20 protein-coding genes are annotated in these 25,810 nt (G+C 67.7%); 11 read left to right on the forward strand and 9 right to left on the reverse strand.

Features of this window, described 5'->3' with window-relative positions; translation table 11 throughout:
• On the reverse strand, positions 1-3,255 hold the full coding sequence (gene fdh / locus FQ137_RS03230; protein ID WP_188064942.1) for a formate dehydrogenase: 3,255 nt from the start codon (positions 3,253-3,255) through the stop codon (positions 1-3).
• A 189-nt stretch (positions 3,256-3,444) separates the two neighbouring features.
• Here fdh and FQ137_RS03240 point away from each other — a divergent pair, with 189 nt between their 5' ends.
• Positions 3,445-4,620 carry a hypothetical protein gene (locus FQ137_RS03240; protein ID WP_149291106.1) on the forward strand — a complete coding sequence of 392 codons (1,176 nt, stop codon included), beginning with the start codon at positions 3,445-3,447 and terminating at the stop codon, positions 4,618-4,620.
• Positions 4,621-4,630: 10 nt separating this feature from the next.
• Positions 4,631-5,650 (forward strand): iron-containing redox enzyme family protein, encoded by a 1,020-nt coding sequence (locus FQ137_RS03245; protein WP_149291107.1) that lies wholly within the window; start codon positions 4,631-4,633, stop codon positions 5,648-5,650.
• 25 nt (positions 5,651-5,675) lie between these two features.
• On the opposite strand, the gene FQ137_RS03250 is transcribed toward FQ137_RS03245, so the two are convergent.
• From FQ137_RS03250 to FQ137_RS03270, 5 genes are all read right to left on the reverse strand, one after another.
• A complete protein-coding gene (locus tag FQ137_RS03250) occupies positions 5,676-5,900 on the reverse strand; it encodes a CDGSH iron-sulfur domain-containing protein (RefSeq protein WP_149291108.1) in 225 nt (74 codons plus the stop codon).
• Complete coding sequence (locus FQ137_RS03255) at positions 5,887-6,555, reverse strand: HemK2/MTQ2 family protein methyltransferase (RefSeq protein WP_149291109.1); 669 nt, start codon at positions 6,553-6,555, stop codon at positions 5,887-5,889. Before FQ137_RS03255 ends, FQ137_RS03250 begins: the two co-directional genes overlap by 14 nt.
• Positions 6,556-6,669: 114 nt before the next feature.
• The gene (locus FQ137_RS03260) at positions 6,670-7,230 is read right to left on the reverse strand and encodes a hypothetical protein (protein WP_149291110.1); all 561 of its coding nucleotides are present in this window, start codon (positions 7,228-7,230) and stop codon (positions 6,670-6,672) included.
• A 21-nt stretch (positions 7,231-7,251) separates the two neighbouring features.
• The gene (locus tag FQ137_RS03265; protein WP_149291111.1) at positions 7,252-8,340 is read right to left on the reverse strand and encodes an inositol-3-phosphate synthase; all 1,089 of its coding nucleotides are present in this window, start codon (positions 8,338-8,340) and stop codon (positions 7,252-7,254) included.
• Positions 8,337-8,888: a PadR family transcriptional regulator gene (locus FQ137_RS03270; protein WP_149291112.1), complete on the reverse strand. Its 552-nt coding sequence runs from the start codon at positions 8,886-8,888 to the stop codon at positions 8,337-8,339. Before FQ137_RS03270 ends, FQ137_RS03265 begins: the two co-directional genes overlap by 4 nt.
• Before the next feature lie 264 nt (positions 8,889-9,152).
• Here FQ137_RS03270 and FQ137_RS03275 point away from each other — a divergent pair, with 264 nt between their 5' ends.
• From FQ137_RS03275 to FQ137_RS03290, 4 genes are all read left to right on the forward strand, one after another.
• On the forward strand, positions 9,153-9,551 hold the full coding sequence (locus FQ137_RS03275; RefSeq protein WP_149292620.1) for a DUF5318 family protein: 399 nt from the start codon (positions 9,153-9,155) through the stop codon (positions 9,549-9,551).
• Positions 9,552-9,680: 129 nt separating this feature from the next.
• Positions 9,681-11,945: a transglycosylase domain-containing protein gene (locus FQ137_RS03280; RefSeq protein WP_149291113.1), complete on the forward strand. Its 2,265-nt coding sequence runs from the start codon at positions 9,681-9,683 to the stop codon at positions 11,943-11,945.
• Between the two features lie 62 nt (positions 11,946-12,007).
• Complete coding sequence (locus FQ137_RS03285; protein WP_149291114.1) at positions 12,008-13,600, forward strand: glycosyltransferase family 87 protein; 1,593 nt, start codon at positions 12,008-12,010, stop codon at positions 13,598-13,600.
• 90 nt (positions 13,601-13,690) lie between these two features.
• On the forward strand, positions 13,691-13,882 hold the full coding sequence (locus tag FQ137_RS03290; RefSeq protein WP_149291115.1) for a hypothetical protein: 192 nt from the start codon (positions 13,691-13,693) through the stop codon (positions 13,880-13,882).
• Positions 13,883-14,110: 228 nt separating this feature from the next.
• Here the strand turns inward: FQ137_RS03290 and FQ137_RS03295 are convergent, their stop codons facing one another.
• A complete protein-coding gene (locus FQ137_RS03295) occupies positions 14,111-18,091 on the reverse strand; it encodes a hypothetical protein (RefSeq protein ID WP_149291116.1) in 3,981 nt (1,326 codons plus the stop codon).
• Positions 18,092-18,266: 175 nt separating this feature from the next.
• Here FQ137_RS03295 and FQ137_RS03300 point away from each other — a divergent pair, with 175 nt between their 5' ends.
• From FQ137_RS03300 to dnaB, 5 genes are all read left to right on the forward strand, one after another.
• Positions 18,267-18,539 carry a LuxR C-terminal-related transcriptional regulator gene (locus FQ137_RS03300; RefSeq protein ID WP_149291117.1) on the forward strand — a complete coding sequence of 91 codons (273 nt, stop codon included), beginning with the start codon at positions 18,267-18,269 and terminating at the stop codon, positions 18,537-18,539.
• A gap of 157 nt (positions 18,540-18,696) precedes the next feature.
• Positions 18,697-18,984 (forward strand): 30S ribosomal protein S6, encoded by a 288-nt coding sequence (gene rpsF / locus FQ137_RS03305; RefSeq protein ID WP_149291118.1) that lies wholly within the window; start codon positions 18,697-18,699, stop codon positions 18,982-18,984.
• Between the two features lie 104 nt (positions 18,985-19,088).
• The gene (locus FQ137_RS03310; RefSeq protein WP_149291119.1) at positions 19,089-19,661 is read left to right on the forward strand and encodes a single-stranded DNA-binding protein; all 573 of its coding nucleotides are present in this window, start codon (positions 19,089-19,091) and stop codon (positions 19,659-19,661) included.
• 115 nt (positions 19,662-19,776) lie between these two features.
• Entirely contained in the window at positions 19,777-20,229 is a 453-nt protein-coding gene (gene rplI, locus FQ137_RS03315) for a 50S ribosomal protein L9 (protein WP_149291120.1), read from the forward strand.
• Positions 20,230-20,718: 489 nt separating this feature from the next.
• On the forward strand, positions 20,719-22,506 hold the full coding sequence (gene dnaB / locus FQ137_RS03320; RefSeq protein ID WP_188064945.1) for a replicative DNA helicase: 1,788 nt from the start codon (positions 20,719-20,721) through the stop codon (positions 22,504-22,506).
• Positions 22,507-22,578: 72 nt separating this feature from the next.
• Here the strand turns inward: dnaB and FQ137_RS03325 are convergent, their stop codons facing one another.
• A complete protein-coding gene (locus FQ137_RS03325; RefSeq protein WP_149291122.1) occupies positions 22,579-24,204 on the reverse strand; it encodes a hypothetical protein in 1,626 nt (541 codons plus the stop codon).
• Positions 24,205-25,108: 904 nt separating this feature from the next.
• On the reverse strand, positions 25,109-25,774 hold the full coding sequence (locus tag FQ137_RS03330; RefSeq protein ID WP_149291123.1) for a GAP family protein: 666 nt from the start codon (positions 25,772-25,774) through the stop codon (positions 25,109-25,111).
• Between the last annotated feature and the right edge of the window lie 36 nt (positions 25,775-25,810).

Consider the following 25,810-nt stretch of genomic DNA (forward strand, 5'->3'; position numbering starts at 1 on the left):
TCAGCTCTCCGTTTCCGGGGTGGACCCGATACCCGCCCGGGCACGGTAGCCCTCGACGAAGTCGAGGAGTGCAGGCCCGCGGGGGCGTCGTCCCGGGACGATGTCACAGCTGGTGACCTTGGTCGCCGGGATCGAGACGTTGGGGTCGAGATTCTGGGCCAGCAGGTCGTTGGCCGGGTCGCCGATGCTCACGCCGTTTCCGCCCCAGTGGTAGGGCAGACCGATCTGGTGCAGGGTGGTGCCATCGATGAGAAGGGGACGCATCCTACGGGTGACCAGCACCCGCGCCTCGATCGCCGAGCGTGAGGTGACGATGGTTGCCCAGCCGCCGTGCTCCAACGCTCGCTCAGCCGCGAGCTCCGGACTGACCTCGCAGAAGAACTCCGGCTGCAGTTCGGACAGGTACGGCAGGGTCCGGCTCATCGCGCCCGCCGTGTGGTGCTCGGTCAGTCGATAAGTGGTGAAGACGAACGGGAACACCTCGCTCCCGGGGTCGCCGTGCGCGGGGTTCTCGGGGTTGTACGGATTCTTCCGTGGGGTCAGCGTCGGGTTGGAGTTCTGGTCGCGATAGATGGGGTTGCGCACCGGAGACTCGGGTGGTTCGTAGTGCGCGGGCAGTGGCCCGTCCGCCAGCCCGCGGGGAGCGTAGAGCCAACCACGCCCGTCGTCCTGCATGATGAACGGCTCGGCGCCGCCGATCGCGGCCTGCGCGACGGCACCCTCCGGGGGCACGTAGTCAGGTGACTTGTCCACCTCGAAGTCTGGGACATCGTCCCCGGTCCAGCGACCGGCCCCGTCGTCGGCCTCCGGGTCCCACCGCAGGAGTGCCTTGCGTTCGCTCCACGGCCGGCCCTGCGGATCAGCCGAGGCGCGGTTGTAGAGAATCCGCCTGTTGGCGGGCCAGACCCAGCCCCAGTCCAATGCCAGGTCGTTCTGCTCATGCCGCGACGTGCGCCGCGCCGCCTGGTTGACTCCGTCCGCGTACACGCCGCAGTAGATCCAGCATCCGCAGCGGGTGGAGCCGTCGTCATCGAGTTGGGTGTAGCTCGACAGGGGCTCACCGTCTGGGCCGGTGCCGTTGATCTCCGCGAGGACCGCCTCGGCGTCGGGCTCGTCCGTCCCCTCCTCCATCGGGTAGTCCCACGTCAGATCCTGCAACGGCCGGTCCCTGGGATCCGCGGAATCGGCAAGCCGTTCCTTGAGCATGCGGCCCAGGTGAAAGTAGAACCACAGTTCACTGCGGGCGTCCCCGGGCGGATCCACGGCCTGGTGCCGCCACTGGAGCATCCGTTGAGTGTTGGTGAACGAGCCCTTCTTCTCGACGTGGTTGGCCGCGGGGAAGAAGAACACCTCGGTGCCGATCTCCTCCGTCCGCATCTCCCCGGTCTCGATCTCCGGTCCGGACTTCCAGAAGTCGGCGCTCTCGATCATCACGAGATCACGGACGACCAGCCAGTCCAGGTTCGCCAGCCCGGCACGCTGCATGCGACCGTTCGCCGTGCCCACGGCCGGGTTCTCACCGACGAGGAAGTACCCCCCGCCGCCCTCGTCGATCTGGCGTTGCACGGTCGAGGTCGAGTCGTGTTTGCCGGTCAGGCGGGGCAGGTGATCGAAGCAGTAGTCGTTCTCCGACGTCGCCGCATCTCCCCACCAGGCCTTGAGCAGGCTCACGGTGTACGACCGCATGTTGCCCCAGAAGCCCTTGGCCTCGCTGTCGGTCCCGACGTAGCCGTCGAGATCGTGGTGCCGGCGCGCATTCGGGGTGGGGAGGTAGCCGGGCAGGAGGTCATACAACGTCGGGATGTCCGTGGATCCCTGAATGCTCGCGTGGCCGCGCAGGGCCATGATCCCGCCGCCCGGGCGCCCGATGTTTCCCAGGAGGAGCTGGAGGATCGCTGCGGTACGGATGTACTGGACGCCGACCGTGTGCTGGGTCCACCCGACCGCGTAGCAGAATGCCGACGTGCGATCGCGTCCCGAGTTCTCCGTCAGCGCGCGAGCCACCCGCAGGAAGTCGTCGGCGGGGACGCCGCAGACCGTCTCGACCATCTCCGGGGTGTAGCGGCTGTAGTGCCGTTTCAATATCTGGAAGACGCTCCGTGGATGCTGCAGGGTCTCGTCTCGAGGTGGGTCGGCAGTAGTGGAGGAGGCCCGGGCGCCACCGGACCCGGCGACTTCGGTGGGGTTCTCCTCGGCCCCGTCGTCGTGACCGCCACTCTCGTGCGGCCGTTGTTCCGAGGTGCCCTCGTATTGCCATGACTCGAGCGTGTACTCGCGGCCCTCGTCGTCGAACCCGGAGAACACTCCCGCCAGGTCCTCGGTGTCGAGAAACTCTTCGTCGATGAGGGTGGCCGCGTTGGTGTAGGCCACCACGTACTCGTGGAACCACGCGTCATGGGTGAGGACGTAGTTGATGAGCCCACCGAGGAACGCGATGTCCGCACCGGCGCGGATCGGGACGTGCTGGTCAGCGAGCGCACTGGTGCGAGTGAACCGGGGGTCGACGTGAATGATCGTGGCCCCACGGTGCTTGGCCTCCATCACCCACTGGAACCCGACCGGATGCGCCTCGGCCATGTTCGATCCCTGGATGACGATGCAGTCCGAGTTGGCGAGATCCTGCTGGTAGTTCGTGGCACCACCACGCCCGAATGAGGTTCCCAGACCGGGAACGGTGGAGGAGTGTCAAATGCGGGCCTGGTTCTCCACCTCGATGGCGCCGAGCGCCGTGTAGAGCTTCTTCATGAGGTAGTTTTCCTCGTTGTCCAGCGTTGCCCCGCCCAGGCTGGCCAGGCCCCGGGTGCGCCGGACCGGGTCACCGTTGGAGTCGGTGTCCTCCCAGAACTCCTCGCGGGAGGCCAGGACGCGATCGGCGACCATCTCCATCGCGGTGGAGAGGTCGAGTTCCTCCCACTCGGTCGCGTACGGCTTCCGGTGGAGGACCGTGGTGATGCGATCCGGGTTGGTCACCAGTTGCTTGCTCGCCGAGCCCTTGGGGCACAGCCGCCCGCGCGAGATGGGGCTGTTGTCGTCGCCCTCGATCTGGATGACCTTGCCGTCTTTGACGTACACGTCCTGGGCGCACCCGACCGCACAGAACGGGCAGACGCTCTTGACCACCTTGTCGGCGGACGTGGTGCGGGGGGTGATCTCCAGGGAGCGCCGGGAGCGGGTCGCGTCCCCGCGGCCGAGCAGATCGTCACCGGTGAGCTGCCGCCAGACAGGCCAGTTCAGCGGTGAACCGCGGCGGCCCAACGTGGTCCGCGGTCGCGGACGGTCGGACCGGGGCTCGTGCTCCGACATCGCCACCTCCGGTGCTCGGGTGTGGCCCCATGTAACGCGACAGCCGCGACGGCTGCAACCGATTTGGCGGAACCGGGCACCGTCCCGCCTCGACGGGGTCGATTCCACCGCGACGCGGCGACGCAACAGCATGATGGGGGGGTGGACGAGCAGAAACCGACCGATGACGAGTCCTGGTCGACCGTCGGACTCATGGCCGACCCCGGCGTGCCCCGCAAGGTCGCAGTCGCGATAGCCGACGGCCTGTCGGATGACCTGACCCGCGAACTCGGTGGGCGGTGGAGGGTCGAGGTGGACCAGGAGACTCTCCCCCTGGGACCGGACGGCGAGATACGACTCACCGAACACGCCCCCCGGCTTCTGCAGCAGCACGAGTGGGACTTCGTGCTCTACATGACGGATCTGGCCACCCATCCGGATGGTTACCCGGTGCTGTACGACGTCAGCGGCACGACCGCCGCGGCCCTAGTGTGCGTGCCCATGCTGGGGGTGATTCGGGTGCGAGCCAGGGTGCGGGACCTGGCGCTGCGCCTGGTGCGGTCGGGCGTGAGTGATGCCGGGTTGGGGGCCCCCGGTACAGACCGACTGCCCCCCGCGCAGCGCCGCACGGTTGTCAGCCGGGCCAGACTGCTCGGGGGCATGGTGCTCAACAACAGGCCCACCCGCCTGGTGACGGCGATGTCCGGCGTTGTGGCAGCGGCAGCGGGAACGGGCGCCTTCGGCATCTTCTACGGCAGCATCGCCTCGCTCGCGGCGGCGTTGCCTCCGCTGCGCCTGCTGCTGATCAGCGTCCTGGGTGTCCTGACGCTCGTGGTGTGGCTCATCGTCCGCAACGGCCTGTGGACCCGCTCCGACGACGAACTCACTCCAGGCAACCGTCGGATGGACAACGCGGCGACGCTGCTGACGGTCGGGGTCGGCGTCGGCATCATCTATCTCGGCCTGTTTGTGGGCATGGTGCTGCTCGCGATTGTCGTGATGGACGCCGGCTACCTCACGGCCCAACTCGAGCGGCCAGTCACCGCCCTCGACTACGTCCACCTGGCCTGGCTCTCCAGCAGTCTCGGGGCGTTCGCCGGCGCGCTCGGGTCGAACTTCGACGACGAGGACGCGGTCCGCGAGGCCACCTACAGTCTCCGCTGGCACGAGCGGCGGAAGCTGTTCGATAGCTACCAGGACGGTGAGGGCGACCGCGGGGAGCAGGAGGAGCAGAAGCGGATCGAGCGCGAGCACGACGACAGCGGCGGGAACGGGAACGGCGAGGAGGGCGGCACCGGAGGGTCTCGCGAGGTGGAGGACGGCCGACCGAAGGGGTAGACAGGGAGACATGACGACCGCTGCACCGACCGATTACGCTGCCTCTCGGCCCTCCACGGTTACCGCGCCGCGGCTGCCCGCAGCTTGTGGCCCGTTGTCGGACGCGGTCATCGAGGTGCTGTCGACGGGGCGCACGGACGCGCTGCCGACCGTGTCGGCGGACACCGATCCGCTGGGGCGGGATCTGCAACTCGCCTTGTACACCCTGTACGAGTTGCACTACCGGGGCTTCGACGGGGTGGACCCCGAGCTCGAGTGGGAGCCCGACGTCCTGCGGATGCGGCGGGACCTCGAGAGGGTGTTCCTCGGGCACCTGCGCTCCGCCGTCGAGCCGGGTGATGATCCGGTGGCCGAGATGGACGCACTGTCGGTGGAGGCTACTTCCGGCACCGGCCCGTCCTGGTTTTTCAAGGACGAGGGTTCGTGGGACCAGATGCGCGAGTACTTCGCCCACCGGTCGCTGTACCACCTCAAGGAGGGTGACCCGCACGCGTTCGTCATCCCGCGGCTGCAGGGGCAGGCCAAGGCGTCGTTCGTGGCCGTCGAGTTCGACGAGTTCGGCGGCGGCCGTGGCGAGCGTGTCCACCAACAGCTGTGGGCGGACCTCATGAGCGCCGCCGAGCTGGACCCGACCTATCTGGGGTACATCGACCGGGTGTCCGCAGAGACGCTGTCGACGGTCAATCTCATGTCGATGTTCGGGCTGCACCGGTCGCTTCGCGGCGCCGCGATCGGCCACTTCGCGGCGATCGAGATCACCTCGTCGCCGGGGTCGGCACGGCTGGTGGCCGGGCTTCGGCGGATGGGCGCTCCGGAGGAGTGCGTCCACTTCTACGCCGAGCACGTGGAGGCTGACGCGGTCCACGAGCAGGTCATGCGTCACGACGTCGTGGGCGACCTCGTGCGGCGCGAGCCAGGTCTGGCCAGCGACGTGGTGTTCGGGATGCGCACGCTCGACTACCTCGACGAGCTGGCGGCGGAGAAGATGCTCGCGGCCTGGCGTCGCGGGGAGTCCTCGCTGCTGCCCTGAACCGCCGGACGGTGTGGCGGTCGGTTCAGCCGTCGCTGTCGGTCGAGTCGGTGGGTCGCACCTTGCGGCGGTGGCTGGTGTCGCACAGCGGGTAGGTCTTGCTGCGCCGACAGGTGCATACCGCGACCATGAAGCGGTCCGAGCACACGCGCTCACCGTCGGGCGTGGTCATGTCGACCGGGCCCTCGATAAGTATCGGGCCCCCGGGCACAATTCGTACCCGCCGGGCGTCCCGCTCAGCTGCGGTCACCGCGGATCACCACCAGTTCCTCCTCGCGTCGGCCGGGTTCAAGCAGGCCGGCGGCCTCGAGCCGCTCGGCGTACGAGGTCATGACGGGGCCAAAGGCCACGATGCGGGCGGCGACCTCGCGGGCGGTGAACCCGGACTCCTCGAGCCTACGGATGGTCTGCGGAGGGTCGGAGAACTCCGAGTGCACGATCAGCATGCTCCCGCCGGGCGCGACCAGGTCGGGGGCCAGGTCGCACAACTGGTCCAGCACGACGCGGCCGTTGGCGCCCGCGTCCCACGCCCGATTCGGTCCGGTGCCCTCGAGTGGGGCGTCGGAGGGGACGTACGGCGGGTTGGACACCACCACGTCGAACGGCCCAGCCCGGCGGGCGTCGTCGAGGGTGCCCTGCCGAACGTCCACCGCCACGCCGGCGCGCTCGGCGTTGCTCGACGCGCACGCGACTGCCGCGGGGGAGATGTCGTAGGCGAGCACTTCGCGGGCGCCCTTGAGTGCGGCCTCGACGGCCAGGATGCCGCTGCCCGTACAGATGTCGACGACTCGTCTGCCCGCGACAAGGTCGCTTTCGTCGAGTGCCTGGCAGAGGAGCCAGGAGTCGGCTTGCGGCGCGTAGACACCGTCGTCCACCTGGATGTGGGCGAACCGGGTCTGGGTCATCGGGGCCTCCGGTTTAGCTTTGGGACAGATCGTGCTCAGTCAATATCCGAAGGGCGGTACCTGCAACCGAAGAAGACCCTCGGCGAGCCGGAATGGGCAGCGAGGGTAGGGGGCCTACTGCCAGTAGAGACCGCCGGGCACGTCGCCCCCGCCCGTGAGGCGGCAGGTGAGCACGCCGCCGTCGGCGCCGGTCACGGCGAGGCCCTCCTGGGAGCACGGTCCGCCGGGGCGGGCCTGCCCCGTGGCGTCTGCGGCCGCGCCTTCACCCGCTGATGGAAGCCACAGCGGGCCGGCGCCGCCCGGGTCCTCGGTGCAGAACAGCGCGGAGCCGTCCTCGGCCTGGGCGACTTCGCCGAGCATGTGGCACGGCCCCCCGGTGCCCACGACGTTGGCGGGAAGCTCCGGCGCGGGGACCGGGGCGACGAGCGGGGCGGGCACTGGCGGCGCGGAGGCGGGCTCCGCGGTCCGAGGGGCCGTCGTGGCGGGGGCCGGGGTCGATGATGATGACGACGACGAGGTGCTTGTCTGCGTCGTCGGCGGGGTGACGGGGTCGTCCCCGGGGTCGGCGGAACAGGCCCCGAGTGCCACGCCGGCCGCCACCGCGAGTGCGATGACGGCCGGGACACTGCGACGTCCCGGGGAGGTGTGCGGGTGGCTCGTCGCTGTGCGGTTCATACGATCCTTCTGCTGTGCTGGTCAGGCTCCGATGATGAAGGCTTCGAGCTCGGTGCGGGCCTTGTCGTCTGCCATCTGCACCGGCGGCGACTTCATGAGGTACGCCGAGGCGGGCAGGATCGGTCCGCCGATGCCACGGTCCTTGGCGATCTTGGCCGCGCGGACGGCGTCGATGATGATGCCCGCCGAGTTGGGCGAGTCCCACACCTCGAGCTTGTACTCGAGGTTGATCGGGGCGTCACCGAACGCGCGTCCCTCGAGACGAACGTACGCCCACTTGCGGTCGTCGAGCCACTCCACGTAGTCGGAGGGGCCGATGTGGACGTTGCGGTCGTGGATCTTGTCCTTGAGCGAGCCCTCGAGGTTGGAGGTCACGGCCTGGGTCTTGGAGACCTTCTTCGACTCGAGGCGGTCGCGCTCGAGCATGTTCTTGAAGTCCATGTTGCCGCCGACATTGAGCTGGTAGGTGCGGTCCAGTGCGACGCCGCGGTCCTCGAAGAGCTTGGCCATGACGCGGTGGGTGATGGTGGCGCCGACCTGGCTCTTGATGTCGTCACCGACGATCGGGACGCCCGCGCTGCGGAACTTCTCGGCCCATTCCGGGTCCGAGGCGATGAACACGGGCAGAGCGTTGACGAAGGCTACGCCGGCGTCGATGCAGCACTGCGCGTAGAACTTGTCGGCCTCTTCCGAGCCGACGGGCAGGTAGCTGACGACGACGTCGACCTCGGCGTCACGAAGGGCCTGCACCACGTCGACGGGATCAGCGGAGGATTCCTCGATCGTCTCGCGGTAGTACTTGCCCAGGCCGTCGAGCGTGGGCCCGCGCTGGACGTTGACGCCGGTCGGCGGGACGTCGCAGATCTCGATGGTGTTGTTCTCTGAGGCGCGGATGGCCTCGGCGAGGTCCATGCCGACCTTCTTGCCGTCGACGTCGAACGCCGCGACGAACTCCACGTCGTTGACGTGGTAGTCGCCGAACTTGACGTGCATGAGGCCGGGGACGGTCGAGTCGATCGCCGCGTCCTTGTAGTACTCCACGCCCTGCACGAGCGAGGACGCACAGTTGCCGACGCCGACGATCGCGACGCGCACCTTCTGGTCGGTCATTGGGGTTCTCCTTGTGATGGGTTCTCTGTCCGGATGAGCTCGTTGATCCAGCGCAGCTCGCGCTCGCTGGTCTCCAACCCGAGCAACGTGAGTTGCCGGGCGTACCGCAGTTCGGTGGGGCCGGTGCGGGCGGCGGCGTCGCGCTGTCCCTCGCGACGCTCCTCCAGCACCCGGCGCCGACCCTCGAGCAACCGCACCCGGGCGGGCCCGGGAGTGCGGTCGAAGAACGCGAGGTGGACGCCGAAGCCGTCGTCGGCGAACGACGCCGCCGCCGGCTCGTCGAGCAGGGCAGCCAACGTTTCCTTGCCGCGGGAGGTGATGCGGTAGGTTTTCCGGCCGCGCCGCGCGGTGGCGGGCGGACGGGTGGCGGTGGCGGCCGAGGAGTCCTCGACGATGTCACCCTGCTGCTGGAGGCGGCGCAGCGTGGGATAGAGGGAGCCGAAGGACACGGTCCGGACCGTCCCGAGCATCTCGGAGAGCCGCTTGCGCAACTCGTAGCCGTGCATCGGGCGCTCGTCGAGCAAACCCAGGATGGCCAGTTCGAGCACTCCTTCTCCCCCTTTCCGCGACTCGGGCGTGCGTGTGTCATGCGACAGAGACCGACTGTACACCTGCTGATGTATCGAGCCGATATACCGGTGTGTGACATCGCCCCGACGCGTCGCCGGCATCCTCTGTCCGGCCCGACCCGGGCACGCGGCGGGAGCCGTACGCTTGACGACGTGGACCAGGCCGACTCCCGCTCCCCGCGACCCGGCCCCCCGCCGGGGGCCGAGGATGCCACCGGCCGTACGGCGCTCCAGCGTCGACGGGTGGTGGACTTCGCCCTGCGCCGCCGAGGGGTCCTCAAGGAGCTGCGGGAGGGGGCGCTCTCGCTCCGTGAGGTGTGCGACGCCGACGTCTACCTTCTCCGGGCCGCAGGATTCCACGGCGTGGAGACGGAGACGGTCTGCCCGGTGTGCCGAAAGGAGAATCTCACCGAGGTCTCCTGGGTGTTCGGGGACGACCTGGGCACCGCGTCCGGTTCCGCCCGCGGGCAGGACGAGATCGAGCAGTTCGCCCTCACCCACGACGGCTTCACCGTCCATGTGGTCGAAGTGTGCCGCAGCTGCTCCTGGAACCACCTCATCCTCTCCTATGAGGTGGGGCTCACTCCGGGGACCGGAAAACGTGTGCGACGGGCGGCGCGGGAGCTCGGGCGACACCGCTGACCCCCTCGCGGAGGGCCCGGCGACGGTTCCGAAGTACAGAATCGGCCGCATTTTCGTACACAATGGTCGACAGAGCACCGCAACCGGGGACTCCCGGGCCTATCGGGTCGGCTCGCAGGAGGGTAGAACATGACGCAGAGTGGCAGGACGAGTCGGTCCGCCGACGACGGTCAGCAAGAGAGCCCGGGCCGGCTCGGCTGGCCCCGTCGCCATCCGGTCTGGACGACGGTGATCCTCCTCGTCGTCGTCCTCCTCGTCATCCCGCTGACGATCGTCGGCATCACCTACAGCCGCACCGAGATCCCGAGCCCCGGCAGCGTCCGCACCGAGCAGATTTCGGAGATCTACCAGAGCGACGGCACGTCGATGATCGGCCGCATCGTCCCGCCTGAGGGCAACCGCACGCTCATCGAACTCGACGCGGTCCCCGTGCACGTGCGCAACGCGGTCATCGCAGCCGAGGACCGCAGCTTCTACACCAACGAGGGCTACGACCCCACCGGGATCGGCCGCGCGGTGATCGGGCAGCTCACCGGCGAGTCCGGCGCGGGCGGCGGTTCGACCATCACCCAGCAGTACGTCAAGAACACGATGGTCGGTGACGCGCCCACCTACGAGCGCAAGGCCAAAGAGCTCGTCATCGCAGCCAAGATGACCCGGAAGTGGTCCAAGGACCAGATCCTCGAGGCCTACCTCAACACCATCTATTTCGGTCGCGGCGCCTACGGCATCGCCGCCGCGTCCACCGCGTACTTCAACAAGCCGGTCGAGGCGCTGACGGTCGAGGAGGGCGCGCTCCTCGCCGGTGTCATCCAGTCGCCCTCGGCACTGGACCCGCTCAACAACCAGGCCGCAGCGGAGGGCCGCTGGAACTACGTCATGGACGGCATGCGGGAGATGGGTGCGATCGACGCCCAGCAGCGCGGAAACGCCATGTTCCCCCAGGTCGTCGAAGACCCGCAGGCGATCGAGCAGAACGTCGGCGACCCCAGCAACGGCCCGATCCGCCGCCAGGTACTGGCCGAACTCGCACAGTCCGGGATCGACGAACAGATGCTCAACACCCGCGGACTGAAGATCATCACCACGATCGATCCCAAGACCCAGAGCTCGGTGGTCGACGCCGCCCGCACGAATATGCAGGGTGAGAACGCGGCCAACCGCACCGCAGTGGTCTCGATCAACCCGCGCACCGGCGGCGTGATCGGCTACTACGGTGGCGAGGAGGCCGAGGGCTGGGACTACGCCAACGCGCCCCTGCAGACCGGTTCGACGTTCAAGATCTTCGGCGTCGCAGCCGCACTCGAGCAGGGGATCGGCCTGGGGACGCAGGTCTCCTCCGCGCCGGTGACCACCGGAAATATCACAGTCACCAACGTCGACGGGCAGAGCTGCGGAACGTGCTCCATCTCGCAGGCCCTGAAGATGTCGCTCAACACCTCGTTCATCCGGATTCAGCGCATGCTGGACAACGGTGCCAACGACGTTCGCGACATGGCCCACCGCGTCGGCATTCCCAAGCAAATCCCGGGCCTGCCCTGGGAGACGCTGAGCGAGCAGGGTGAGGATCCCTACGACGGCCTCATCCTGGGCCAGTACCCGATCCGCGTCCGAGACATGGCCACCGGTCTGGCGACCTTCGCCGCGGAGGGCGTCCACAAGCCCACGCACTTCATCGAGCGGGTCGAGACCGCCGACGGCGAGGTGCTGCTGGACAACTCCTCCGTCGAGGGCGAGAAGGTGATCGACGCCGATGTCGCCAACAACCTCACCTCCGCGATGGAACCCATCGCCGCCTACTCCAGAGGGCACTCGCTGGCCGGCGGGCGACCGTCCGCCTCCAAGTCCGGCACCACACAGCTCGGCGAGACCGGCTACAACAAGGACGCCTGGTTCGTCGGTTACACCCCATCGATCGCCACCGCCGTGTGGGTCGGCACCGACGACAATGAGCCGCTTCTCAACGCGTGGGGCGGAACGATGTACGGCGCGTCGCTGCCCGCCGACATCTGGAAGTCCGCGATGGACGGCGCGCTGTCCGGTACCGAGTGGGAGTCCTTCCCGGACCCCGGGTACATCGGTGGTCAGGCGGGGGCGTCGCAGTGGGAGTCGGGTGGGACCAGCTCGGGCACGACGGGCGGGGCCGACACCCAAAGCTACGTACCCGAGACGAGTTCAGCACCGGCCCCGGTCGAGTCCGCGCCAGAGCCGGCGCCCGCGCCCCAGGCTCCCGGCCCGTTGACACTCCAGGTGCCCGGGCTGCCGGAGCTCGTCATCCCGGGCGCCGGTCCGCCGGGAGGTGCCGAACAGTCCCCCGCGGGCGGGGGCGCAGGTACCGGTGGTGGAGACGGCACCGGCGGAGGTGGCGGCGACGGCACCGGCGACGGCGCCTGACGGTAGGGCCCCTGCCGACTGAAATGCCGTGGTCCCGGATCCGAAATGCCGTGGACTAGGGTGTGACCGTGCAGAGCAACGGCCACATCTCCCCGCTGCCGCTCGATGATGACCTCCGCTCGCTGGAGCCGCACGAGCGGGTCCGCCCCGGCAACGGGGCCGGTGCGGAGGCGATCGCGGCGTGGGGCGGGCCGGTCGGTCGGCACGCGGCGGTCGGCCGGCAACGGTTCTGGACGCCATTGCGGGTGATCATGCTGCTCGCCGTGATCTTCCTGGCGTTCGGGTTCTTCTCTAAGGCTGCCTGCCTGGAAACGACTCATCCCACCGACGGTTCGCAGCCGGGCCTCAACTGGGACGGCCGCCAGTACTACAAGGCGTGTTACGCCGACCCGCTGCCCCTCTATTCGGCCGAGGGGTTGGACACCGGCGCCTTCCCGTACAAGTACATGTGGGTCACCGACGTCGGCGAGGTCCGGTACATGGAGTACCCCGTGCTGTCCGGGATGTTCCAATACGTCACGGCGCAGGCCGCGCAGGCCTGGCACGCGGTCTTCCCCGGCGGGCCCATCGAAGTGGTCAAGTACTTCCTCCTGGGCTGCATCCTGCTCGCATTCATGTGGATGGTCGCGGTGTGGGCCACCTACCGGTCCGCGGGTCGGCGTCCCTGGGACACGCTGCTCATGGCGGCCAGCCCGCTCGTCATCTTCCAGGCGTTCACCAACTACGACCTCATGGCGGTCGCGTTCGCGTCCGTCGCCCTGCTGCTGTGGGCTCGCCGCCGTCCGGTCTGGGCAGGCGTCGTCCTAGGCTTGGGCGTGGCCGCCAAGCTGTACCCGCTGTTCCTGTTCGGGGCCCTGCTGGTGCTGGCGCTGCGTCGGAGGCGCTTCGCCGAGCTGGGCAAGGCGGCCGCCGCAGCGGTGGTGGCGTGGCTGGCGGTGAACGTGCCGATCATGATCCCGTTCCCGCAGGGGTGGCGCGAGTTCTTCCGCCTCAACTCGGACCGGCCCGCCAATCCCGAGAGCATCTACGTGGCTCTGCAGACCCTCACCGGCTGGCAGGGATTCGACGCTGCCCGCGCAGCCGGGGAAGCGCCCGTGACCGTGAACACTGTGTCGTTGGTGCTGTTCGCGCTCGGCTGTCTCGCGGTGCTCGTCATCGGGCTCACCGCACCCACCACTCCCCGGGTGGCGCAGTTGGCATTCCTCATCGTGGCCTTCTTCCTGCTCACCAACAAGGTGTGGAGCCCGCAGTACTCGCTCTGGCTGGTCCCGCTCGCGGTACTCGCCGTTCCGCGCGTGCGACTGCTGCTGCCGTGGATGGCGTTCGACGCCCTGCTGTGGGTGGCCCACATGTCGTACTTCCACGGTGTGGAGAACAAGGGGATCGGTGCGGACGTGTTCCATCCGCTCGTTCTGGTCCGCGACCTGCTGGTTGTGGCCGTCTGCGCAGTGATCATCCTCGAGATCTACCGCCCCCACCTAGACCGCGTCCGCATGACGCACCAAGGCACGCCCGAGGGCCCGGACCCGCTAGCCGGGGTGCTCGCGGACCCGGACGAACCCCTGGTGGTCGCGCCGCCCCCTCGCGAGTTCGGGCTGACCGCCGACCGTGTCCCGCCCGGCTCCGGAAACGGATCCCGAGAACTATCCCTCTGACCACATTTCCCGAGCACATTCCCCCTGAGCACATTCCCCCTGAGCAGTCAGCCCCCGAGAACACACTCCCCGGAAAGAGGACGCCGCCCTATGAGTACCAGCGCCATGATCTGGATGTTCCTGTGCATCCTGATCGGATTCATCTGCATGGTCACTGCTGCCGGCGGTTACCGGGCCGGGTGGCGCCAGCCGGTCTGGATTGGCTGGACGGTGGCCGCGTTTCTGTTCCTCACCGTCATCCCGGTGTCGCAGGCCCTCACCATCGGACTCCAGCACGGCTGACCCCGGCCCCAGCCCAGCCCAGCTCCGGCCCCGCTTTCGGTGCGCCCGCCCACCCGTCCGCCGGACGCGCTGCCCCCCACCCCCCCTCGCACTACGCTGCCCCTCCGCGGGCCGGACGCGCTGCCCTTCCGGCTTACGCTGCCCGAATGCACACCTGAGGAGGGGTTGCGTTGGGGGAGTGGACCAAAGACGACGCGCAAGCCACGGGGCCAACGCACGCCACCCCGCTCACCCGCACAGAGCGAACGGTTCGATGTCCGGGAAGTATCGGCCCCACTCCTCGCCGGTGAGCTGCACGCCGCCGGCGCAGGCCTCGCTCTCCACCCGGTCCGGGTCGAGCTGCCACGCCCACATGGCGCCCTCGACACCGACCGCGAGAACGCCACCCGTGGGGGAGGCGCTGCGGCCCTGGTAGAGCAGTGGATCGGTGGTCGACCCCAGCGCCGCCCACGGCCGGGGCTCGGTGGGGTCTGACACGTCCATCACGATGACCTGCCCAGTGCTCGAGGTGAGCATGAGCAGGGAATCGTCCGCAGAGAAGGCGGTCCAGTAGATCTCCCCGGGCGGGGCCGTGAACGATGAGAGTTCACGGGGCGCGGAGGCGTCGTCCACGTCCCACAGCCGAATCGTCTTGTCGCCGCCGGACGTGGCCAGCATCGGCGAGCCGTGCGCATACCCGGCTGACGGTGAGGCCCCGATTCCGGTCGTGAGCCGGTGGGCGACGGTTGGCCGGTCGGGGTCGGTGGTGTCGAGAAGGACTGTCTCTGGCCCCAGCGTCGGGACGACAAGCTGGCGGGAGTCGGACGAGAATGCGGCCACCACGCACGGGTCCGGCAGTGGCACTTTCACCCGAAGTACGGGGTCTGCGGGGTCGGTGACGTCGATAAGGCCCAGGTCCGGGCTGGTGTCGCTGCACACTGCGAGGGTCCGCCCGTCGGGGCTGAGCGGGCTCGCCACCACCACGCCGGCGGTCACGGGGAGACTGGCGATCGCCCGGGTGGCCGGCCCGTACGGAGCGGTGAACACCTGCACGCCCCCGTCGGCGAGCCCGGCGTAGACGACGCGCCCGTCGGGGGACATCGCCACGGAGCCGGAGAACCTCGTGCCGTCGTCGGGGATGACGCGGCCGGTCTCGCGTGGAACCGGGCCGGTCGTGTCGACGACGGTGTGGTGCAGCTCCGCGGCGGTGACGCCGAGGACCCCGGTGGTCCGATCCGCAGCGGAGGCGGTCTGGAAGATCGAGTTGGACTCGGATGCCGCTCCCAGGCGTCCCAGTGGCCAGAGCCGTACCAGGCCGTCGACCGAGTAGGTGGCCAAGGTGTGGGAGTCGGTGAACCGGACTCCGGTCGCGACCTGAGAGGTGGGCAGTTCGGTGAGCATCTGTCCGGCGGAATCGTAGATGCGGACCCGTTCGTCCGATCCGGCGGCGGCGAGTCGCCCCTGCTCGTCGTAGGTCACGTCGTTGATGTACGCGTTCCAGCCGGCCAGCTCGGGCAGGGCGCGGGCGCCGTCGAGCGCACCGGCCCCGGCACTTACCCCGCCACCGCCACCACCACCGATGCCCAGCTGCCAGCGCCGCACCGTCCGGCCAGTGGTGCCGGCCGCGACCTGACTGCCGTCGGCGCTGACGGCGAGAGACAGTGGCAGCGCGACCGTCCCGGTGTCAAGGACGGGACCGCGCCGGACCCGGCCGTCCGCGTCGGCGTCTAGCAGTGTCTTCACGCCGGCGGTGCGGTTCGCGAGAAGCAGGGTCTGGGAGTCGGGTAGCCATGCCAGCGCCTCGACGGGTTTGGCGAGCTCGGCGCCGGGATCCGGGATGGCGACCCGGGCGCGCTGGTCGGTGACGGAGGGAGCCCCGCCGCGCATGTCCACGGGCCACCGCAGGACCCGGCCGTCGCCGGTGCCGGCGGCCAGGGTGGTGCCGTCCGGGGAGAAGGCGACGGAGTGAAACGGTCCGGCCCGGTCCTCGAGGGTGGTCAGGAGCGCCGGGGCCGCGGGTTCGCGCACATCGACCAGGCTGACCCCGCCCTGCCCGGCGACCCCGATTACCGATCCGTCCGGTGACAGGTCTGCGGCGTAGAGCTCGTGGCGCTCCCCGACGCCGAGGGCGAGAGTGGAGTACGCGGCGGTGTCGCGGGCGCGGAAGAGTCGCAGGACGCCGTCCGAACTGACGGCGGCGACGCCGGCGTCGTCCGGTAGTGCGACGACCCGTCCGCTGCCGGGCGCGGCCTCGAATCGCAGTGGCACGTCGGCGCGGCTGGTGTTGAGCAGCGCGGACCGCGCCTCGGTAGTGGGGTGGATCCGGTAGGCCGCCAGCGCCAACGCGCGGCCCAGGCCGGGGTCGCGGGAGGAGACGGTGGTGGACGAGACGGATCCTGAGCGGGACAGGGCCACGTCGCGAGTGTGGCGTGCGTCGGCGCCGGCCCGCAGCGCGACACCGCTCGCGACCAGGGCCAGTACGGTCACCAGTGCAAGTGACGCCGCCAGTATGGTCAGTGTGCGGATGCGGCGCCGGTCTCTCAGCGCCACGGATCGGTGATGGGATTCGGCGGCGTCGAGGAACTGCCGCTCCGATTCCGCCAGGTGCGCATCGGGCCCGTCCTCGTCGTCGTCCCTCCACGTCAGGTAGTCCGCGGTGGCCGAGGCGGGAGGAAGTGCGGCGTCACTGCGCCCCGACTTCTCCCAGTCGGCGGCGGCTGCGCGCACCCGCGCTAGTGTCCGGAGTCCCTCCCGGTCTGCGTCGATCCAGTCGACCAGGCGCGGCCAGGAGGAGAACAGGATCTCGTGGGTGGGGGTCACCGCCTCGCCGGCCACGGTGAGCAGGCCCGCGCGCGCGAAGTGGGTCGCGACGACGAGGAGGTCGTTGGACAGCTCGGCGAGCGGGGCGTGGCGGCGGACGGGACGGGCGGAACGGACGTCGACCAGCCGGAGGAACAGGACCCGGCACGCGGCTCGGCCGGCCGGATCCAGCTCCAGGTAGACGGCCTCGGCCGAGGCGCGGACCGCACCCTCCACTCCGCCGGAAGAGTAGTAGTCGTCGACGGTGATGCGGCGTCGGCGGCTGCGCTCCCAGCACACCAGCAGCACGTGGGACAGGAGTGGCAGGAGGGAGCGTTCGTCGGCATCGAAGTGGGCGGGGGCGACCGTGTCGAGCAGCAGCCGCACCAGGGATGGGTCGACGGTGTATCCCAGCGATCGAGCGGGTTCGACGATGATCTCGGCCAACTCGTCGCGGCTGGGCGGACCGATCACCACCGGGTCGTCGAGCGCGTCGCGGAGAACGGGTTCGGCGAGGGCGGGCTGGAAGAAGTCCGCGCGCAGGGCGAGGACCGTCGGCCGACCGTCGGCAGCGCGGCGGGCCAGCAGGCCGAGGACGTCTGCACGGCGCCCGGGGCCCACCTCGTCCGTCCAGAGCTCCTCGAGTTGGTCGACGACGAGGTGCCCCGCGCTCCACGCCAGGTCGGAGGACACTTCGGCCGGATGCACGATCGCTACGGTCGAGCCCGCCGCGGCCCAGCGCGGAGCGAGACCGGCGGCGAGCAGTGACGATTTGCCGGACCCGGACGCGCCCACCAGGACGAGCGGCCGACCGCGGGGCGCCGTGACGCGGACGAGGATCTGCTCAATCTCGGCCGAACGCCCGTGGAACACAGCGGCGTCGCCGCTCAGGTAGGGGCGCAGCCCGACGTAGGGACTCCCAGTGGCGTCAGGTTGGGGTACTGCCGAGCGGGGGGTCGGACGAGCGTCAGGTGGCTCGGTCGCGGGCTTGGCGGAGCGATCCGCCGGTGCGACCGTATCGCCGGGGCGGGTCCCGTTCTGGCCGCGCCGGGTGGTGCGGCGGGGGCCGGGGCGCATCCGGACCCGCTCGACTGCTGCCCGCCACTCGTCCAACTCCCCAGTGGGGCCGTCGCTCCCGGTGTGGCTTCCGGCGAAGTTGTTTCCGCCGGGGCCGTTCCTCTCCGTCTCAAGGAGTCGGAGCATCTCCACGAGCGTCGACTCGCTCGCGCGGGTGGGTACGTGCTGACCGGAGAACCAGCCCGAGGCAGTCCCCAGGGACAGGGAGGGGACCAACCGGACGACGTCGCGGACCGAGAGTCCAGCCTGTACGCGGAGCGCGGTCAGGGCAGCGCCGAGTTCCTCGCGCGTCCTAACCTGAGAGGGGCCTGATGGGCGGGGTGCGGGCTCGTCCGGGTCGCGGGAAGTGTCCACGGAGATCATCGTACGACGGTCGGGTTGGCGTAAGGACTGAAAAGTCGCAGTGAACACAGGGTTTTCAGGCAAACGTATGACGGCCGCGTACGGACTTGTCCGGACATCTCGCAGCGGGCCCACAACGAGGCGGCCAATCCCCAGGATGAAGTGACACTCATCGAACGGAGGACGCATGACCGCAACATTCACATCCGGGCCCACGGCTCGACCGGACCGCGTTCGGCCGGACCTCAGCGGCCGGGAGGTGGAGGTTCTCACCGCCTGGCTCGCCTCGGACAGTAAACGTGAGGTCACGGAGCGGCTGTTCCTGGCCGACTCCACGGTCAGCACCTATATCCAGCGTGTGCGATCCAAATACGAGGCTGTCGGCCGGCCCGCGCGCACCAAGGTGCGACTGCTGCTGCGGGCGCTGGAGGACGGCTACGTCCGCCTCGAGGATCTCTGAGGGCACGGTGGGCCCCGCGGCGCCGGCAGGCCAACCCGTGGTGATTTCGTCTGCCGAGATGGCACGGGGTAGCCTTGAACGGTTGCTGACGCAACGACCCTCCTGCCACGGAGACACCGTGGCCGAATCTGTAGTCCACAGGAGGTGATGAGGTCCCATGCGTCAATACGAAGTAATGGTCATCCTCGATCCGAGTCTCGACGAGCGCACCGTGGCGCCGTCGCTGGACACGTTCCTTAACGTGATCCGGCAAGAGGGCGGTTCGGTCGACAAGGTCGATGTTTGGGGCAAGCGCCGCTTCGCCTACGAGATCGACAAGCAGGCCGAGGGCATCTACGCCGTCGTGCAGATCAAGTCCGAGCCGGACGCTGTCAAGGAGCTGGACCGCCAGCTCGGCCTGAACGAGAACGTTCTCCGCACCAAGGTGCTCCGCGCCGACAAGTGACCCGGAGTGTCTGACCGTCCCGGTAATCTAGGCGCGGTCGGTCGGCTTCGATCACCATCCACCTCAGGCTGAAATACGCCGGCTTCAACACGGAGGACAAGCGCATGGCACAGGGCGACACCCCCATCACAGTGGTCGGGAACATCGTCGCGGACCCCGAGCTTCGGTTCACACCGTCGGGTGCCGCGGTGGCGAACTTCCGAATCGCCTCGACGCCACGCCGCTTCAATTCGCAGACCAACCAGTGGGAGGACGGCGAAGGCCTGTTTCTCACCTGCAACGTCTGGCGGCAGGCGGCGGAGAACGTCGCCGAGTCGCTCCAGAAGGGCATGCGCGTCATCGTCAACGGTCGGCTGCGCCAGCGGTCGTACGAAACCCGTGAGGGTGAGAAGCGCACTGTCTACGAGGTGGAGGTCGACGACGTCGGCCCGTCGCTCAAGTACGCCACCGCCAAGGTGACCCGCACCAATCGCGAAAGCGGTGGGGGCGGCGGCCAGCAGGGTGGCGGATTCCAGGGTGGCGGCCAACCGCAGGGCGGTTTCGGTGGCGGTCAGCCGCAGGGCGGGTACGGCGGCGGTCAGGGCCGTGGTCAGCAGAACGACGACCCGTGGGGTAGTGCCCCGCAGGCCGGCGGTTCCGGTGGCTTCGGTGGCATGGACGACGAGCCCCCGTTCTAGAGCGAGTCGATTTCCCCGGGGCGCAGCGGGCGTCCCACCCCATTAGCATGAGACATGACCTCGCGACGTCTCCGGCCCAGTCGGGACCGTCGGAGGAAAGAAAGGTAGACGGATCATGAAGCTGATCCTCACCGCCGACGTCGACAAGCTCGGTGTGCCGGGCGACATCGTCGAGGTCAAGGGCGGATACGGTCGTAACTTCCTGCTCCCGCGCGGGTTGGCCATCGTGGCCACCCGTGGCGCCGAGCGCCAAGTCGATTCCATCAAGCGGGCCCAGGAGGCCCGTGAGGTGCGCGACTCGGACCACGCCAACGAGCTCAAGCAGAAGCTCGAGTCGATGGACGACGTCAAGGTCGCGGTCAAGACCTCGGACACGGGCAAGCTGTTTGGCTCGGTCACCGCAGGCGATGTCGCCTCGGCGATCAAGGCCGCCGGCGGCCCGACCCTCGACAAGCGGACTATTGAGATGCCCAAGGGGCACATCAAGTCGACGGGCGCCCACAGCGTCGTCGTCGACCTGGGACACGAGACCACCGCGCGCGTCGCGGTCGAGGTCGTCCCCGCCTGATACTCCGCGCAGGGCCCCGGTCGTCACAGTGACGACCGGGGCCCTCGCCGTTGTGGACGACCTGTGGATAGATAGTTGTGGAAGCTAGTGGCAGGACAAGTGCCAGATGACTTCCATCCATCTTTCGTTATCTATTGTGTCGCCGTTTTTGACGTGGTAGGCGACGTTCTCCACCGATGAGACCACCAGAAACAATGACGATGACCTGCGGTTATGGCGCAGTTGGATCAGGCTATCCACCGGCTATCCACAGTGATACGCCCATCGGCCCTGCGTAACTCACCGTTATCCACAGTTGTCCACAGGTGGCCTCTCGCGAATGTGGATAGACCTGTGGATAAGTGAGTGGGTAGCGCGCCGGGCGCGTCGGGGCAGTGACCTACAGTGGAAGGGTCGCTCACCACCTGACAACGGAGGTCGACGACGTGATGAGTACTTCAGCGGAGAGGAGCGGTCGTGGCGCAGGGAGGATTTGACGGTCCCGGCGAACTGCCGCCGCGGGATGAGGGGGGCGGCGCCGAGTTCGGCCGCACGCCGCCTCAGGACCTCACAGCCGAGCAGTCCGTGCTTGGCGGAATGCTGCTGAGCAAGGACGCGATCGCTGACGTCGTCGAGGAGATCCAGCCGGGCGATTTCTACAAGCCGGCGCACCAGGCGATCTACGACGTCATCCTCGATCTGTATGCCCGCGGCGAGCCGGCCGACGCCGTCACCGTCGCCGCAGAACTCGACCGCCGCGGGGACCTCCGGCGCGCGGGCGGTGCCCCCTACCTTCACACGCTCATCTCCACAGTTCCGACGGCGGCCAATGCCGGGTACTACGCGCAGATCGTCGCCGAGAAGGCGGTCCTGCGTCGCCTGGTCGACGCCGGCACCCGCATCGTGCAGTTCGGCTACTCGGGGTCCGAGGGTGCGGATGTCGCCGAGGTCGTGGATCGCGCCCAGGCGGAAATCTTCGAGGTCACCGAGCGGCGCACTACCGAGGACTTTGTGATCATCGAGGAGCTGCTGCAGCCCACGATGGACGAGATCGACGCCATCCACACTGCCGGCGGCCTCGCGCAGGGCGTGCCCACTGGGTTCGCGGACCTGGACGCCGTCACCAACGGGTTGCACGGCGGGCAGATGATCATCATTGCTGCCCGCCCCGGTGTGGGTAAGGCGCTCGCCCTGGACACTGTCCTGCCCACGCCCGACGGTCAGACCACCATGGGCGAGGTCGCCGTGGGGGATCGCGTGCTGGGTTCGGACGGGCAGCCCACCGAGGTCGTGGCCGTGACCGAGGTGTGGCAGGACCGACCGTGCTTCACCGTCCGGTTCAACGACGGCACCGAGCTGGTGGCCGACGCCGAGCACGAGTGGCTCATCGAGATGGGCGGCACTGAGCAGGTCGTCACCACCAAGTCACTCGACACCCTGATGCTGGTCTGCGATTTTGGGATCGTCGTCCCCGAGCACGACGAGTCCGGCCGCGCGGCGCGGGTCATCACCGATGTGCGCAGCGCGGCGAGCGTTCCGGTGAAGTGCATCGAGGTGGCCGCCGCCGATCACCTGTACCTGGCTGGCCCCACCGCGATCCCCACCCACAACTCGACCATCGGCCTGGACATCATGCGGTCCTGCTCGATCAAACACGGAATGGCCTCGGTCGTATTCTCCCTGGAGATGAGCCGCACCGAGATCGTGATGCGTCTGATGAGCGCCGAGGCTCGCGTGAAGCTCTCCGATATGAAGTCGGGAAAGATGAGCGACGAGGACTGGACCCGGATGGCCCGGCGAATGGGGGAGATCTCCGAGGCGCCCCTGTTCATCGACGATTCGCCGAACATGACGATGATGGAGATCCGCGCCAAGGCTCGGCGGCTCAAGCAGAAGCACGACCTGCGATTGATCGTCGTGGACTACCTGCAGCTGATGTCCTCCGGCAAGAAGGTCGAGTCCCGCCAACAGGAGGTCTCGGAGTTCTCCCGGCAGCTCAAGCTGCTGGCCAAGGAGATCGACGTGCCACTGATCGCCATCTCGCAGTTGAACCGTGGCCCGGAGCAGCGGACCGACAAGCGGCCCCAGGTGTCCGACCTCCGTGAGTCCGGCTCACTGGAGCAGGACGCCGACATCGTCATGCTGCTGCACCGCCCAGACGCTTCGGAACGCGACGACCCGCGTGCCGGCGAGGCCGACCTGATCCTCGGAAAGCACCGTGGCGGTCCCACCTCGACCATCACGGTCGCGCACCAGCTGCACTACTCGCGGTTCGTGGATATGGCGCGGGGGCTGTAGTTGTTTTGTCGCTATGCGGACTGGATTGACGAATAAGTACTCGAGGCTTACGAGTTCTTTGCCAGCTGCGCTCTAAGAACTTTTGTTGGGTTGCTTTGCCGAAAGCGGGGCATAGGATCCGATGGCGATCTCGTCGACCCCTTGTCCGGAAAGTGTGTGGGGGCGCGCCCAGTGCACTCGGCCCTGAGTCCGCGGGTACAGGTCAACGGTGCGTATCGCCCCGTCGGCTGTCTTGACGGTGACGCGCCCGGCTGCGGTCCATGTGGCGCCTTCTGGAGTCGTGGCAATGTCGGCTCGCCCGCTGTGGGCTCGCACTTGCGCGATGGTGGCCTTGTCGTCGACCGGAACCAGCTCGTCACCCACTAGTTCGCGAATCTGGACGCTGCCAGGGCCGCGGCCGGAGTGTTGGCCGTACCGGTCGGAAAACCGGGTAGTCATCCACGGGAAATTCAGTACGAAAAGGCGACCATCGAGCGAGACGGTGAAGCTACCACCCTCGGTGGAGACTCGTCGCACGGTCAACTCGGCCGGGCCGTCCCGGGTACAGCGAACCATGTCGTTCCCAGCGGTGATCCAACAGCCGTCGCGGTCGGCGTGGATCCTGCGTGACCAACCCGTGTTTGGCGGCTCGACTGTTAACGGTAAGAGGTACTCGGTGACGCGGGGCGAACCATGTGCGGTGTCGATGTGGACGAGAACGGGGGCGGATCTGTCCATGACCCACACGTCGGTGCCGCTGACGTCTAGCGTCCCGGCATCAAAGCTGCCGGGCGCGACTGGGACGTCGTCAAGATCGAGTTCGACGACTATTCCGGTGGGCTGGAAGAGCTCGTCGGTAGGGGAGATTGTCCAGCTGGGCCAGTAAGGGTCTGATTCAGGATCTAGGTCGCTGACCCGCTCGGTGCCCGGGACGCGTCGTCGCCCGCTAGCAGTGCTCTCATATCGTTCTTCGACCAGTTGTAGGCGCCGAACCCTGCCTGTTGTGGTTTCCGGTTGTCCTGGGATGGCGTGGCCAAAGTCAGGGGACAGTCGCCCGGGCAACCGGACTCGACTGGCGAACGGCGAGTGGTGGAACCACCGCGCGATCCAGCCGTCACCGGCGACCTTGAATGGCCACTGTAGCGATCCCTCATGGTCGAGAAACGGCGTCTTGCCGTAATCGGGGCGCACTGTCACATGGTGCGTTTCGACGCCGGCAATTGACTGGGCGACGTCTGCGTTAAAAATAAGAGAGACGCTGATGACATCACCCACGTGGAGCTTTGGAAGTGAACCGTCCATAAAGATCGCGCTGTAGACGACCATCGAGATCGTGTGATCCGTGGTGCGATGTGGTGCGGCCTCGCGCTCACGAGAGGAGTCGACGGGAATGTCTGATCGTCGTCGTTCGTCGCGGACCTCAGCGAAGCTGGCCACCTCGATACGCAGATCTGCGACCAGCGCGTCTCCGATGCGTTCGGACTCTTCGGCCGCTTCGACAGTTTTCCAGCCGGTCTCCGGGATGCGGTTAGATTCCCAGTGCCTCATCCACTCAGCCAGCCGTCGAGACAGCGACTCCGAGAGTCCGTAGTCCTCCGGATCCATCGCGTACTTGTCGGTTCCGCTCTCCCACAGCGGATGGTCGCGCCCCCAGTCGGGGAAGAACCGGATGATCCGTGTGTATTTCAACTCGTAGATCGTTTCCGTGTCCTCTTCCACGTTCCCTCCCTCAACCCTTTGGCCCGTGGGTTCAACGTACGTGCTTGGGCGGGGAATGGTCGCGTAGAAGGTTACGGCCGCCCAGACGTCGGCACCGTTTTGCGGCTACGTTGACGGGCTCAGCTGAGATGCCCGGATTCTGTCAATCTGCACCGGCGTGTCTCGTCAATCTGGACTGCACGGCGACAAGTTGCCGCGCAAGGCGAAAGTTGGTTGTCGGTTGCCAAACAGTTTGTCAGTTTGCCAAACCCTTGTCAGTAGCGTGCCACTAATTTGTCAGTGGTGGCCTTCGGGACGGCGGCGCCGAGCAGGGTGCGTCCTATAACTGCCGGGCCCGCCGTTCATCTAGGTGGCTTTGTGGTCTGACGAGTATCGGCGTAGTCGCTCTCGTTAAAGTCCGAAAGTGCTCGTATGTGAGTTTGAAGTATTTGCGTCACTTGATCCCAGTCGGCGTCATTATCGAAATCGACTAGGGCCCGACGTGTGATCTCATTCAGGGCACCCAACCGTAGGCGACCGGCATTGCTGATAGCCGTGGCAAGACAGCGAGTGGCGTAGCTAATGTTCTTCAGCGCGTGTGTCGTGGCGAATGGAGTGGGCTTTTGTTCTTGAATTGCCACAGCTGAAAGCCATGCAGCGTTCCCATGCGTTGGCCTGCTTAGCCTTCACCTGATCGTGCAGCAGTCCCATCAGCGCAAAGAAGATAACTACAACTCCCACGAGGGTGCTGGACAAATAGCCGTCGCCGCTGATCGCCGAGACGAGTCCGGCCCCGACGTTTAGGCGCGCAAAAGCCCCCAGATGGCGATATCGAAGCGCATCGCCACAAGTCCGCGAAAACAGAAGAGTGCGCCGACCACAATCGTAAGAGCCGGGCCGGTCGCGTCTCGCTGTGCTATTTCCGTCAAGCGACAAGTGCCAAACCATCGCCGAAGAGCTTGGCGCCCAACACTATGAACAGCACTGTCATGACGGTGGCGTTGTTGGCCACTAGCCACTGCTTCATCGTGGTCAGCACAGGGGTGGCCTTCTCGCCGGCAATCAAATATCCGACGACGGGCCCGATAATCGCCAGTGAGCTGATCACTACGAACACTGCTGCGGCGCCCACGGTTTTGCCAGTGCTGAGGCCCGTTCCGTTGATCGTTGCGGCCGCGGCGACAGTCAACCCCAGGTTCTTCGGGTTCACGGCGCTGAAAACCAACCCCATCCCCACCGCCTTAGCGGCGCCGACCGAGTCGATCGAGGCCATCCACCCGGGCATGGCCGCATCCTTACCGGCAGCAGGCCGGGACCGCCATTGCTTGACTGCGAGTGCGAGGAACAGCAAGCCGATCAAAATCTTGACGATGCCGCCCGCCGTGGAACCCCCACCGCTGCTGCTTTGCACACCGACCGCTAGGACAACGGCGGTCACGAACGTGATGCCCAGGATCCAGCCGAACATGAAGGCCAGGCTGTTGCGGGCAGCAGCCGTCGAGAAGAGCAGCAGGATCAGGGCGATGATGGGGACGGGGCTAATCGCTATCCCTGCCGCGTTGCCGAGAGTCTGGCCAATGACACTAAGCATGGGTACTCCCGATGTCTTCGCGTACGCGGCCTGGCT

Source organism: Dietzia sp. ANT_WB102 (assembly GCF_008369165.1).
In the GTDB taxonomy this organism is placed as follows: domain Bacteria; phylum Actinomycetota; class Actinomycetes; order Mycobacteriales; family Mycobacteriaceae; genus Dietzia.

What these genes read in the sequence shown, in the direction of transcription:
- FQ137_RS03245 (WP_149291107.1), top strand. Translation starts at nt 4,631, where the DNA reads ATGACGACCGCTGCACCGACCGATTACGCTGCCTCTCGGCCCTCCACG.
- FQ137_RS03255 (WP_149291109.1), bottom strand. Translation starts at nt 6,555, where the DNA reads ATGACCCAGACCCGGTTCGCCCACATCCAGGTGGACGACGGTGTCTAC.
- FQ137_RS03260 (WP_149291110.1), bottom strand. Translation starts at nt 7,230, where the DNA reads ATGAACCGCACAGCGACGAGCCACCCGCACACCTCCCCGGGACGTCGC.
- FQ137_RS03265 (WP_149291111.1), bottom strand. Translation starts at nt 8,340, where the DNA reads ATGACCGACCAGAAGGTGCGCGTCGCGATCGTCGGCGTCGGCAACTGT.
- FQ137_RS03280 (WP_149291113.1), top strand. Translation starts at nt 9,681, where the DNA reads ATGACGCAGAGTGGCAGGACGAGTCGGTCCGCCGACGACGGTCAGCAA.
- FQ137_RS03290 (WP_149291115.1), top strand. Translation starts at nt 13,691, where the DNA reads ATGAGTACCAGCGCCATGATCTGGATGTTCCTGTGCATCCTGATCGGA.
- FQ137_RS03300 (WP_149291117.1), top strand. Translation starts at nt 18,267, where the DNA reads ATGACCGCAACATTCACATCCGGGCCCACGGCTCGACCGGACCGCGTT.
- rpsF (WP_149291118.1), top strand. Translation starts at nt 18,697, where the DNA reads ATGCGTCAATACGAAGTAATGGTCATCCTCGATCCGAGTCTCGACGAG.
- FQ137_RS03310 (WP_149291119.1), top strand. Translation starts at nt 19,089, where the DNA reads ATGGCACAGGGCGACACCCCCATCACAGTGGTCGGGAACATCGTCGCG.
- rplI (WP_149291120.1), top strand. Translation starts at nt 19,777, where the DNA reads ATGAAGCTGATCCTCACCGCCGACGTCGACAAGCTCGGTGTGCCGGGC.
- FQ137_RS03330 (WP_149291123.1), bottom strand. Translation starts at nt 25,774, where the DNA reads ATGCTTAGTGTCATTGGCCAGACTCTCGGCAACGCGGCAGGGATAGCG.